Below are 12585 nucleotides of genomic sequence, written 5' to 3'. Positions count from 1 at the left end.
GAAGGTCTGCGCTTTGCTATCCGCGAAGGCGGCCGCACGGTCGGCGCTGGCGTCGTGGCCAAGATCATCGCCTAAACGAGGTCTAGGGGTATAGCTCAATTGGCAGAGCGTCGGTCTCCAAAACCGAAGGTTGTAGGTTCGATTCCTACTGCCCCTGCCACCTGATCGGTGGCATCGCCAAGCCGCAGCCCGCCCGAATCCCGAGGCGGGCTTGCGTGTCTTGACGTTTTGAGTTTTTGCAGCAGAGGTTGAGTCCTCTGCCCACGGAATAAAGCCCAGTATGGCGAGCACTCAAGTCGAAACCGTCACCTCCAGCGCAGAGAAAATGCGCTTGGCGGCTGTGGTGTTGCTGGTCATCGGTGCGCTGGTGGCCTTCTACATGCTGGCGGCCCAGGGCGCAACCATCCAGTGGGGTGGTTTGACCGTCGGTCTGGCGCTGGCAGCTATCGTGTTCTTCACCTCCGAATCCGGCAAGCGATTGATCGCCTTTGGCCGCGACTCCTGGCGTGAAGTGCAGAAGGTCGTCTGGCCGACCCGCAAGGAGACCCTGCAGACGACCGCGTTCGTGTTCGCGTTCGCCGTGGTCATGGCACTGTTTCTGTGGTTGACAGACAAGACGCTGGAATGGGTTTTCTACGACCTGATTCTAGGCTGGAGAGGCTGATGAGCGATACCGCAGTCAACGAAGTCGCCGCGGGCGAATCGCGCAACCCGGACCTGAAGTGGTACGTGGTGCACGCCTATTCCGGCATGGAAAAGGCGGTCGAGCGCAACATTCTGGAGCGCGTGAACCGCGCCGGCATGCAGGACAAATTCGGTCGCATCATGGTGCCGACCGAAGAGGTGGTCGAGGTCAAGAACGGCCAGAAGCGCACCACCGAGCGCAAGTTTTTCCCCGGTTACGTGCTGGTCGAAATGGTCATGGACGACGAGTCCTGGCACCTGGTCAAGCACACCAACAAGGTCACCGGCTTTGTCGGTGGCGCCAAGAACCGCCCTGCGCCGATCTCGGAAGACGATGTCATGAAGATCGTCAACCAGATGCAGGAAGGCACGGAAAAGCCGCGCCACAAGGTCGAGTTCGAGGTGGGCGAGTACGTGCGCGTCAAGGAAGGCCCGTTCACCGATTTCAACGGCACGGTCGAAGAGGTCAACTACGAGAAGAGCAAGATGCGCGTCTCGGTCACGATCTTCGGTCGCGCCACACCGGTCGAGCTGGAATTCGCTCAAGTCGAAAAGGCTTGATATTGTTTTGATAGCTGCCTGCGCTTTCTGGCTCTGCGCAAGCGGCGGTTTTTACTTAGAGCCCACAACCCCGGGGAGCTTTGAGGCGCAAGCCCAGAGCGTTTGAACCCGCAAGGAGAAAAAGCATGGCGAAGAAAATCGTCGGCTTCATCAAGCTGCAAGTGCCGGCTGGCAAGGCCAACCCCTCGCCACCTATCGGCCCCGCGCTCGGTCAGCGTGGCCTGAACATCATGGAGTTCTGCAAGGCGTTCAACGCCCAGACCCAAGGCATGGAACCTGGCCTGCCGCTGCCGGTGGTGATCACCGCGTTCGCGGACAAGAGCTTCACCTTCATCATCAAGACGCCGCCCGCGGCCGTGCTGATTAAGAAGGCCATCAAGCTGGACAAGGGCTCGGCCAAGCCGAACACCGACAAGGTCGGCAAGATCACCCGCGCTCAGTTGGAAGAAATCGCCAAGACCAAGATGAAGGACATGACCGCTGCCGATCTGGACGCCGCTGTGCGCACGATCGCCGGTTCCGCTCGTTCGATGGGCGTGTCTGTGGAGGGCGTGTGAGATGGCCAAGCTGACCAAGAAACAAAAAGCCCAGGAAGGCGTTGTCGAATCCACCAAGCTGTACCCGCTGGCTGACGCCATCGAGCTGGTGAAGAAGCACGCCACCGCCAAGTTCGATGAATCCATCGACGTGGCCGTGCAGTTGGGCATCGACGCCAAGAAATCCGACCAGGTGGTGCGTGGCGCCGTCGTGCTGCCCAATGGCACCGGCAAGACCAAGCGCGTGGCCGTGTTCGCCCAGGGCGCCAAGGCCGAAGAAGCCAAGGCCGCTGGCGCCGACGTGGTGGGCATGGACGATCTGGCCGAGCAGGTCAAGGCCGGCAACATGCCGTTCGACGTGGTCATCGCTGCCCCTGACGCCATGCGTGTCGTGGGTACGCTGGGCCAGATCCTGGGCCCGCGCGGCCTGATGCCGAACCCCAAGGTCGGCACCGTGACGCCGGACGTCGCGCAGGCCGTGAAGAACGCCAAGGCAGGTCAGGTGCAGTTCCGCGTCGACAAGGCCGGTATCGTGCACGGCACGATCGGTCGCCGCTCGTTCGACACCGACAAGCTGCAGGGCAATCTGGCGGCGCTGGTCGAGGCGCTGAACAAGGCCAAGCCCGCGACCAGCAAGGGCGTGTACCTGCGCAAGGTCGCGGTGTCCAGCACCATGGGTGTCGGCGTGCGCGTCGATACGCAAAGCATCACGGCTTGAAAGTGAATTCGGAAGTCGCTCTTCGCAGGGCGGCTTCCGGTGTGGTGGGCCGGGGCGAGGCAGTTTTTCGCCCCGGGCCATCCAAGACCGCTGGCGTGCCTCGTGCACTTAATCGCTCCTGATTCAGGAGCTGTCAGCGCAGATGGCGAGCCCGCTGCAAAAGGATTTTCCTGAAGCAGTAGGTCGCTGCAAGTAGGCGCGTTCTGCAGCCCACCCCGATTTCCGGGAGCCGGCCCAGGAACGCAATTTGAAGGAGTAGACCTTGAGTCTGAATCGCAGTGAGAAAGAAGCGGTCATCAAAGACGTGACCGACCTCGCCGCTAAAGCTCAAACGCTTGTGATGGCGGAATACCGCGGCATCACGGTCGCTGACATGACCAAACTGCGCAACGATGCGCGCAGCAATGGCGTGGCGCTGAGTGTGTTGAAAAACACGCTGGCCCGCCGTGCTGTCGCTGGCAGCAGTTTCGAAGTGGCTGGCGACCAGATGACCGGTCCGCTGATCTATGGCTTCTCCGAAGACGCTGTGGCCGCCGCTCGCGTGGTGGCCGATTTCGCGAAAACCAACGACAAGCTGGTCATTCGCGGTGGCGTTTACGGTGGCAAAGCCCTGGATGCGAACGGCGTGAAAGAGCTGGCCAGCATTCCCAGCAAGGAAGTGCTGCTGGCCCAACTGTGTGGCTTGCTCATGTCGCCGATCTCCCGCACCGCCGTGGTGCTGGGTGCACTGGCGGCCAAGAAGGGCGAAGGCGAACCGGCGGCTGCCTGATAAGGCACGCATCCGTTCGTTACCAAACTGTTTTAGGAAATCAAAATGGCATTCGATAAAGACGCATTTTTGACCGCGCTGGACAGCATGACGGTCATGGAACTCAACGATCTGGTGAAAGCCATCGAAGAGAAGTTTGGCGTGAGCGCTGCAGCCATGGCTGCACCGGCTGCTGGCGGTGGCGCTGGCGGCGGCGCTGCTGCTGCTGAAGAGAAGACCGAATTCAACGTGGTGCTGACCGAAGCCGGCGCCAACAAGGTATCGGTCATCAAGGCCGTGCGCGAAATCACTGGCCTGGGCCTGAAAGAAGCCAAGGACCTGGTGGACGGCGCACCGAAGCCCGTCAAGGAAGGCATCGCCAAGGCCGACGCCGAAGCCGCCAAGAAGAAGCTGGAAGAAGCCGGCGCCAAGGTCGAGCTCAAGTAAGTCGGCGAGGGCTGGACGGACAAAGTGGCTTGATTTGCGTCAAAGCGCCCTCAGTTACGCTGGGGCGCGCTTTTCTCTCGCAAATCACAACTTCACCGCCATAGCTCTCCCGGTTTGCGGGCTGGTTCTCACGAACCAGCCTTTTGCGCTTTCAGAGCGCACCTGAAAACCCCTGTGTGACAGTGGTTTTCAAGTGTCTTCTGATCCCGACTGCAGAGGACCACTTGGTTCGGACCGCGTGCAACGCGCGGTCGTCCGCCATCGGCTGGTAGTGGCCAGCCACCAAGCATTCATCAGGCCTGCGTGCGCCCCCTGATGCCTAGTCGCCAGATGTCCAGGACACCCAGTTCACCGCCCGGAGATTTCATGGCCTATACCTTCACAGAACGCAAGCGAATCCGCAAGAACTTCGGCACCCGCGAAGCCGTGCTTGAGGTTCCTTACCTCCTCCAGATGCAGAAGGACGCGTATACAGCGTTTCTGCAAGCCGAAACCGCGCCCAAGAAACGCTCTCACGAGGGTTTGCAGGCGGCGTTTGAGTCCGCGTTCCCCATCGTCTCCCACAACGGCTTCGTCGAGATGAAGTTCGTTGAATACAACTTGGCCAAGCCCGCCTTCGACGTGCGCGAATGCCAGACCCGCGGCCTGACGTTTTCGTCGGCAGTGCGCGCGCGCGTACAACTGATCATCTACGACCGTGAGTCTTCCACTTCGCAGTCGAAGGTGGTCAAGGAAGTGAAAGAGCAGGAGGTCTACATGGGCGAAGTGCCCCTGATGACCGACAAGGGCTCGTTCATCATCAACGGCACCGAGCGCGTGATCGTGTCGCAGCTGCACCGTTCGCCGGGCGTGTTCTTCGAGCACGACAAGGGCAAGACCCACAGCTCGGGCAAGTTGCTGTTCTCGGCCCGCATCATTCCTTACCGCGGCTCGTGGCTGGATTTCGAATTCGACCCGAAGGACATCCTGTTCTTCCGTGTTGACCGTCGCCGCAAGATGCCGGTCACGATCCTGCTCAAGGCCATCGGCCTGAACCCCGAGCAGATCCTGGCGAACTTCTTCGTCAACGACAACTTCCGCCTGATGGACAGCGGCGCGCAGATGGAATTTGTGGCCGACCGCCTCAAGGGCGAGGTCGCGCGTTTCGACATCACTGACAAATCGGGCAAGGTCGTCGTCGCCAAGGACAAGCGCATCACCGCCCGCCACACGCGTGAGCTTGAGCAGTCGGGCACCACGCACGTCAGCGTGCCGGAAGACTTCCTGATCGGCCGCGTCGTGGCGCGCAACATCGTCGACCCGGACACGGGCGAGATCATCGCCAAGGCCAACGACGAGTTGACCGAAGCGCTGCTGAAGAAGCTGCGCGAGTCCGGCGTGAAAGAGCTGCAGTGCATCTTCACGAACGAACTCGATCAAGGCGCCTACATCTCGCAAACGCTGCGTGCCGATGAGACGGCCGACGAGTTTGCTGCACGTGTGGCCATCTACCGCATGATGCGCCCCGGCGAGCCACCGACGGAAGACGCCGTGCAGGCCCTGTTCCAGCGCCTGTTCTACAACCCGGACACGTACGACCTGTCGCGCGTGGGCCGCATGAAGTTCAACGCCAAGGTGGGTCGCGACGAATCGACCGGTCCGATGGTGCTCTCCAACGAGGACATCCTGGCCGTGGTCAAGATCCTGGTGGAGCTGCGCAACGGTCGCGGTGAAGTGGACGACATCGACCACCTGGGCAACCGCCGCGTGCGCTGCGTGGGCGAGCTCGCCGAGAACCAGTACCGCACCGGTCTGGCGCGTATCGAAAAGGCCGTCAAGGAGCGTCTGGGTCAGGCCGAGCAAGAGCCGCTGATGCCGCACGACTTGATCAACTCCAAGCCGATTTCTGCGGCCTTGAAGGAATTCTTCGGCGCTTCGCAGTTGTCGCAGTTCATGGACCAGACCAACCCGCTGGCCGAGATCACGCACAAGCGCCGCGTCTCGGCCCTGGGCCCGGGCGGTCTGACGCGCGAGCGCGCCGGCTTCGAGGTGCGCGACGTGCACGTCACGCACTACGGCCGCGTGTGCCCGATCGAAACGCCGGAAGGCCCGAACATCGGTCTGATCAACTCGCTGGCTCTGTACGCCCGCCTGAACGAATACGGCTTCATCGAAACGCCGTACCGCCGCGTGATCGATGGCAAGGTGACGATGGAAATCGACTACCTGTCGGCTATCGAAGAAGGCAAGTACGTGATCGCGCAGGCCAACGCCGCGCTGGACGCTGAAGGCCGCCTGACGGGCGACCTGGTGTCGGCCCGCGAAATGGGCGAATCCGTGCTGGTCAGCGCCGAGCGCATTCAGTACATGGACGTGTCGCCCGCACAGATCGTGTCGGTGGCCGCTTCGCTCGTGCCCTTCCTGGAGCACGACGACGCGAACCGCGCGTTGATGGGCGCCAACATGTCGCGCCAGGCTGTGCCTGTGCTGCGCCCTGAAAAGCCGCTGGTCGGCACCGGGATCGAGCGCGTGGCCGCGGTCGACTCCGGCACCGTGGTCACGGCGCGCCGTGGCGGTGTGGTGGACTACGTCGACGCGACCCGCATCGTCATCCGCGTGAACGACTCCGAGGCGGTCGCCGGTGAAGTGGGTGTGGACATCTACAACCTGATCAAGTATCAGCGCTCCAACCAGAACACCAACATCCACCAGCGCCCCATCGTGCAGCGCGGTGACGTGCTGGCCAAAGGTGACGTGATCGCCGACGGCGCTTCGACCGACCTGGGCGAAATCGCCATCGGTCAGAACATGCTGATCGCCTTCATGCCCTGGAACGGCTACAACTTCGAAGACTCGATCCTGATCTCCGAGAAGGTCGTGGCCGACGACCGCTACACCTCGATCCACATCGAGGAACTGGTGGTGATGGCGCGCGACACCAAGCTGGGGCCTGAGGAGATCACGCGCGATATCCCGAACCTGTCCGAGCAGCAGCTGAACCGCCTGGACGAGTCCGGCATCATCTACGTCGGCGCCGAAGTGCAGCCTGGCGACACGCTGGTCGGCAAGGTCACGCCCAAGGGTGAGACCACGCTGACGCCGGAAGAGAAGCTGCTGCGCGCCATCTTCGGCGAGAAAGCCTCCGACGTGAAGGACACCTCGCTGCGCGTGGACCAGGGCAGCTCCGGCACCGTGATCGACGTGCAGGTGTTCACCCGCGAAGGCATTCCGCGCGACAAGCGCGCCCAGCAGATCATCGACGATGAACTCAAGCGCTACCGCCTGGACCTGAACGACCAGCTGCGCATTGTTGAGGCCGACGCCTTCGACCGGATCGAGAAGCTGCTGAACGGCAAGGCCGCCAACGGCGGCCCGAACCGCATCGCCAAGGGCGCGAAGATCGACAAGGCCTACCTGGCTTCGGTCGACAAGTACCACTGGTTCGACATCCGTCCGGCCGAGGACGACGTGGCGTCGCAGCTCGAGAGCATCAAGGCATCGATCGAGCAGCAGCGCCACAGCTTCGACCTCGCGTTTGAGGAAAAGCGCAAGAAGCTCACGCAAGGCGACGAGCTGCCCGCCGGCGTGCTCAAGATGGTCAAGGTCTACCTGGCCGTCAAGCGCCGCCTGCAGCCCGGCGACAAGATGGCCGGCCGCCACGGCAACAAGGGTGTGGTGTCCAAAATCGTTCCGGTCGAGGACATGCCCTACATGGCCGACGGTACGCCTGCCGACATCGTGCTGAACCCATTGGGCGTGCCTTCGCGCATGAACGTGGGTCAGGTGCTGGAAGTCCACCTGGGCTGGGCCGGCAAGGGCATCGGCCAGCGCATCGACGAGATGCTCAAGGGAGAACAGCGCGTGGCCAAGCTGCGCAAGTTCATGGAAGAGCTCTACAACACCACGGGCCGCAAGGAAGCGCTGAACGATTTCAGCGACGAGCAGTTGCTCGAGATGGCGGGCAACCTCACCAACGGTCTGCCGTTTGCCACCCCGGTGTTTGACGGCGCCGACGAAGGCGAAATCCGCGCCATGCTCAAGCAGGCCTATCCGGACGATGTCGCCAAGGCCAAGGGCCTGACCGATACCCGCACGCAGGCCTACCTGTACGACGGCCGCACCGGTGACGCGTTCGAGCGCCCGACAACCATCGGCTACATGCACTTCCTGAAGTTGCACCACCTGGTCGACGACAAGATGCACGCGCGTTCGACCGGCCCGTACTCGCTGGTCACGCAGCAGCCGCTGGGCGGCAAGGCGCAGTTCGGCGGTCAGCGCTTCGGTGAGATGGAAGTGTGGGCACTCGAGGCCTATGGCGCTTCCTACACGCTGCAGGAAATGCTGACGGTGAAGTCCGACGACGTGCAAGGCCGTACCAAGGTGTACGAAAGCATCGTCAAAGGTGAGCACTCGATCGACGCGGGCATGCCCGAGTCCTTCAACGTTCTGGTCAAGGAAATCCGTTCCCTGGGTCTGGACATCGAACTGGAACGCTCCTGAGTCGGGGCACGTCAAACAAAAAAGTGAGCTGCCTGCGCAGGACTGGTAAGGGTTTGAGGGTTATTTCATCTTCAAACCCGCGCCAATCAAGCGCGGCTAGCAATGATTTTTGAAGCAAGGAAAGAGTCATATGAAATCGCTACTCGACCTGTTCAAGCAATTCACCCCGGATGAGCACTTCGACGCCATCCGCATCGGCCTGGCGTCGCCCGAAAAGATCCGCTCGTGGTCGTTCGGTGAAGTGAAGAAGCCCGAGACCATCAACTACCGCACGTTCAAGCCCGAGCGCGATGGCCTGTTCTGCGCCAAGATCTTTGGCCCGATCAAGGACTACGAATGCCTGTGCGGCAAGTACAAGCGCCTCAAGCACCGCGGCGTGATCTGCGAGAAGTGCGGCGTGGAAGTGACGCAGACCAAGGTGCGCCGCGAGCGCATGGGTCACATCGATCTGGCCGCGCCCTGCGCCCACATCTGGTTCCTGAAGTCGCTGCCGTCGCGTCTGGGCCTGGTGCTCGACATGACGCTGCGCGACATCGAGCGCGTGCTCTACTTCGAAGCCTACGTGGTCACCGACCCCGGCATGACGCCCCTGAAGAAGGGCAGCATCATGAGCGAGGACGACTACGATGCGAAGCAGAAGGAATACGGTGACGAGTTTGTGGCCCGCATGGGCGCCGAAGGCGTCAAGGAGCTGCTGGAAGCCATCGACCTCGACATCGAGATCGAGCGCCTGCGCGGCGACCTGACCGGCTCCGAAGTCAAGGTCAAGAAGAACGCCAAGCGCCTGAAAGTGCTGGAAGCGTTTAAGAAGTCGGGCATCAAGCCCGAGTGGATGGTGCTGGACGTGCTGCCCGTGCTGCCGCCGGACTTGCGTCCGCTGGTGCCGCTGGACGGTGGCCGCTTCGCCACCTCCGACCTGAACGACCTGTACCGCCGCGTCATCAACCGCAACTCGCGCCTGCGCCGCCTGCTGGAGCTGAAGGCGCCCGAGATCATTGCGCGCAACGAGAAGCGCATGCTGCAAGAAGCCGTGGACAGCCTGCTAGACAACGGCCGCCGCGGCAAGGCCATGACGGGCGCCAACAAGCGCGCCCTCAAATCGCTGGCCGACATGATCAAGGGCAAGAGCGGCCGCTTCCGCCAGAACCTGCTGGGCAAGCGCGTCGACTACTCGGGCCGTTCGGTCATTACCGTGGGCCCGACGCTCAAGCTGCACCAGTGTGGCCTGCCCAAGCTGATGGCGCTGGAGCTGTTCAAGCCCTTCATCTTCGCCCGTCTCGAAGCGATGGGCATCGCCACGACCATCAAGGCCGCCAAGAAGGAAGTCGAAGCCGGCACGCCAGTGGTGTGGGACATCCTGGAAGAGGTCATCACCGAGCATCCGGTGCTGCTGAACCGCGCGCCGACGCTGCACCGCCTGGGCATTCAGGCGTTTGAGCCGATCCTGATCGAAGGCAAGGCCATTCAGCTGCACCCGCTGGTCTGCGCCGCCTTCAACGCCGACTTCGACGGTGACCAGATGGCCGTGCACGTGCCGCTGTCGGTCGAGGCACAGATGGAAGCCCGTACGCTGATGCTGGCGTCCAACAACGTGCTGTTCCCGGCCTCCGGCGAACCGTCGATCGTGCCGTCGCAGGACGTGGTGCTGGGTCTGTACTACACGACCCGCGAGCGCATCAACGGCAAGGGCGAAGGCATGGTGTTCTCCGACGTCGGTGAAATCCAGCGCGCGCTGGAAGCAGGCGTGCTGGAGCTCACCGCCAAGATCACCGTGCGCCTGACGGAGTGGACCAAGGACAAGACAACGGGCGAATTCGTGCCGACGACTGGCTTGGTGGAAACCACGGCGGGCCGCGCGCTGCTGTCGGAGATCCTGCCCAAGGGCCTGCCGTTCGCGCAGATGAACAAGGCGCTGAAGAAGAAGGAAATCTCGCGCCTGATCAACGCTTCGTTCCGCATGTGCGGTCTGAAGGAAACCGTGGTCTTTGCCGACAAGCTGCTGCAAAATGGCTTCCGCTTGGCCACGCGCGCAGGCATCTCGATCGCCATCGACGACATGCTGGTGCCGCCGCAAAAGGCCGGCATCATCGAACGCGCCGAAAGCGAAGTCAAAGAGATCGAGCAGCAGTACGTCTCGGGACTGGTGACCGCGGGCGAGCGCTACAACAAGGTGGTGGACATCTGGGGCAAGGCCGGCGACGAAGTGTCGAAGGTCATGATGGCGCAGCTCGCCAAGCAGAAGACCACCGACCGCAACGGCAAGGAAGTGGATCAGGAGTCGTTCAACTCCATTTACATGATGGCCGACTCTGGCGCCCGCGGCTCGGCAGCCCAGATTCGTCAGCTGGCCGGTATGCGGGGCCTGATGGCCAAGCCGGACGGCTCGATCATCGAGACGCCCATCACGGCCAACTTCCGTGAAGGCCTGAACGTGTTGCAGTACTTCATCTCGACGCACGGCGCCCGTAAGGGTCTGGCCGACACGGCGCTGAAGACGGCCAACTCGGGTTACCTCACACGCCGTCTGGTGGACGTGACGCAGGATCTGGTCGTGACCGAGATCGACTGCGGTACCAGCGACGGTTCGCTGATGCGCGCCATCGTTGAAGGCGGTGAAGTCATCGAATCGCTGCGCGACCGAATTCTGGGCCGCAGCGCTGCCGAGGACCTCGTCAACCCCGAGACGCAGGAAGTGGTGATCAAGGCGGGCCAGATGCTCGACGAAGACGCCATCGACGAGCTCGAGAACGCCGGTATCGACGAAGTGCGCGTGCGCACGGCGCTGACCTGCGCCACGCGCTTCGGCATCTGTGCGAAGTGCTATGGCCGCGACCTCGGCCGTGGCGGCTTGGTCAACCAGGGCGAAGCGGTGGGTGTCATCGCCGCGCAGTCCATCGGTGAGCCCGGAACGCAGCTGACGATGCGGACGTTCCACATCGGTGGCGCCGCATCGCGCGCCGCCGTGGCTTCGAGCGTGGAAGCCAAGTCCAACGGCTTGATCGGCTTCAACCCGACCATGCGCTACGTGACCAACAGCAAGGGCGAGTTGGTCGTGATTTCGCGTTCGGGCGAGATCGTCGTACACGACGAACATGGCCGTGAGCGTGAGCGCCACAAGGTGCCGTACGGCGCCACACTGACGATCAAGGCCGACCAGGCCATCAAGGCGGGCATGGTGCTGGCCAACTGGGACCCGCTGACGCGACCCATCATTACGGAATTCGCCGGTCAGGTGAAGTTCGAGAACGTGGAAGAGGGCCTCACGGTTGCCAAGCAGGTGGACGAGGTCACCGGCCTGTCCACGCTGGTGGTGATCGACCCGAAGCGCCGCGGCTCGGCCAAGATCGTGCGTCCGCAGGTCAAGCTGGTGGATGCCGACGGCAAGGAAGTCAAGATTCCTGGCACCGACCACTCAGTGACGATCGGCTTCCAGGTGGGCGCGCTGATCCAGGTTCGCGACGGTCAGGACGTGGGCCCTGGCGAGGTGCTGGCGCGTATTCCGGTGGAAGGCCAGAAGACGCGAGACATCACGGGCGGTCTGCCGCGCGTGGCCGAACTGTTCGAAGCTCGCTCGCCGAAAGACAAGGGCGTGTTGGCTGAGTTGACCGGTACGGTGTCGTTCGGCAAGGAAACCAAGGGCAAGATCCGCCTGCAGATCACCGACCCGGACGGCAAGGTGTGGGAAGAGCTGATCCCCAAGGAGAAGAACATCCTGGTGCACGAAGGCCAGGTGGTCAACAAGGGCGAGAGCATCGTGGACGGCCCGGCCGACCCGCAGGACATTCTTCGCCTGCTGGGTATGGAAGAGCTGGCCCGCTACATCGTCGACGAAGTGCAGGACGTGTACCGACTGCAGGGTGTGAAGATCAACGACAAGCACATCGAGGTGATCGTTCGCCAGATGCTGCGCCGCGTCGTGGTCGAGAACCCTGGGGAATCGGGCTACATCGCGGGTGAACAGGTCGAGCGCAGCGAGATGCTGGACACCAACGACGCGCTGCGTGCCGAGAACAAGATTCCGGCCACCTACACCAACTTGCTGTTGGGCATCACCAAGGCCTCGCTGTCGACCGACTCGTTCATCTCCGCAGCTTCCTTCCAGGAAACCACGCGCGTGCTGACCGAGGCTGCCATCATGGGCAAGCGCGACGAGCTGCGCGGCCTGAAGGAAAACGTCATCGTTGGCCGCCTGATCCCTGCAGGCACGGGCCTGGCATACCACCAGGCGCGCAAGGTGAAGGACCAGATGGACGAAGCCGAGCGCCGCGCCATCGCCGAGGCCGAAGCGGCTGAGCTTGCGGAAGCCACCGCCGGTGAAGCTGAAGAAGTCCCAAGCGTGGACGAAGGTCACGCCGCCGAGTAAGCGCCTTTCAGCGTCCTCATGAGCGCCCTGCCGTTGTACTCTCGACGGC

Annotated in this window: 9 protein-coding genes and 1 tRNA gene; all 10 read left to right on the top strand. The window is 62.5% G+C overall.

The window, feature by feature from the left end; translation table 11 throughout:
- Positions 1 to 75 (top strand): EF-Tu C-terminal domain-related protein (locus FVQ98_RS07250; protein WP_198556962.1); only part of this gene is annotated, 75 nt, incomplete at its 5' end.
- A gap of 9 nt (positions 76 to 84) precedes the next feature.
- Positions 85 to 160 (top strand) — tRNA-Trp (locus FVQ98_RS07245).
- 120 nt (positions 161 to 280) lie between these two features.
- The gene (gene secE / locus FVQ98_RS07240; protein WP_147912746.1) at positions 281 to 664 is read left to right on the top strand and encodes a preprotein translocase subunit SecE; all 384 of its coding nucleotides are present in this window, start codon (positions 281 to 283) and stop codon (positions 662 to 664) included.
- Positions 664 to 1245: a transcription termination/antitermination protein NusG gene (gene nusG, locus FVQ98_RS07235; protein WP_147912745.1), complete on the top strand. Its 582-nt coding sequence runs from the start codon at positions 664 to 666 to the stop codon at positions 1243 to 1245. Before secE ends, nusG begins: the two co-directional genes overlap by 1 nt.
- A 125-nt stretch (positions 1246 to 1370) precedes the next feature.
- A complete protein-coding gene (rplK, locus tag FVQ98_RS07230; protein ID WP_147912744.1) occupies positions 1371 to 1802 on the top strand; it encodes a 50S ribosomal protein L11 in 432 nt (143 codons plus the stop codon).
- Position 1803: 1 nt separating this feature from the next.
- A complete protein-coding gene (gene rplA / locus FVQ98_RS07225; protein WP_147912743.1) occupies positions 1804 to 2499 on the top strand; it encodes a 50S ribosomal protein L1 in 696 nt (231 codons plus the stop codon).
- 262 nt (positions 2500 to 2761) lie between these two features.
- Positions 2762 to 3268, top strand: coding sequence for a 50S ribosomal protein L10 (gene rplJ / locus FVQ98_RS07220; RefSeq protein WP_147912742.1), 507 nt, complete (start codon positions 2762 to 2764; stop codon positions 3266 to 3268).
- A 45-nt stretch (positions 3269 to 3313) separates the two neighbouring features.
- Entirely contained in the window at positions 3314 to 3694 is a 381-nt protein-coding gene (gene rplL, locus FVQ98_RS07215) for a 50S ribosomal protein L7/L12 (protein ID WP_147912741.1), read from the top strand.
- A gap of 366 nt (positions 3695 to 4060) precedes the next feature.
- Positions 4061 to 8173: a DNA-directed RNA polymerase subunit beta gene (rpoB, locus tag FVQ98_RS07210; protein ID WP_147912740.1), complete on the top strand. Its 4113-nt coding sequence runs from the start codon at positions 4061 to 4063 to the stop codon at positions 8171 to 8173.
- Positions 8174 to 8303: 130 nt separating this feature from the next.
- Entirely contained in the window at positions 8304 to 12536 is a 4233-nt protein-coding gene (gene rpoC / locus FVQ98_RS07205) for a DNA-directed RNA polymerase subunit beta' (protein ID WP_147912739.1), read from the top strand.
- Positions 12537 to 12585: the final 49 nt, after the last annotated feature.

Source organism: Ottowia flava, from assembly GCF_008017535.1.
Lineage (GTDB): Bacteria > Pseudomonadota > Gammaproteobacteria > Burkholderiales > Burkholderiaceae_C > Ottowia > Ottowia flava.
This window is presented reverse-complemented; position numbering and strand designations above follow the sequence as displayed.

Bases quoted from the DNA above. Each gene is read 5' to 3' on its own strand.
- secE (WP_147912746.1), top strand. From the start codon at position 281: ATGGCGAGCACTCAAGTCGAAACCGTCACCTCCAGCGCAGAGAAAATG.
- nusG (WP_147912745.1), top strand. From the start codon at position 664: ATGAGCGATACCGCAGTCAACGAAGTCGCCGCGGGCGAATCGCGCAAC.
- rplK (WP_147912744.1), top strand. From the start codon at position 1,371: ATGGCGAAGAAAATCGTCGGCTTCATCAAGCTGCAAGTGCCGGCTGGC.
- rplA (WP_147912743.1), top strand. From the start codon at position 1,804: ATGGCCAAGCTGACCAAGAAACAAAAAGCCCAGGAAGGCGTTGTCGAA.
- rplL (WP_147912741.1), top strand. From the start codon at position 3,314: ATGGCATTCGATAAAGACGCATTTTTGACCGCGCTGGACAGCATGACG.
- rpoB (WP_147912740.1), top strand. From the start codon at position 4,061: ATGGCCTATACCTTCACAGAACGCAAGCGAATCCGCAAGAACTTCGGC.
- rpoC (WP_147912739.1), top strand. From the start codon at position 8,304: ATGAAATCGCTACTCGACCTGTTCAAGCAATTCACCCCGGATGAGCAC.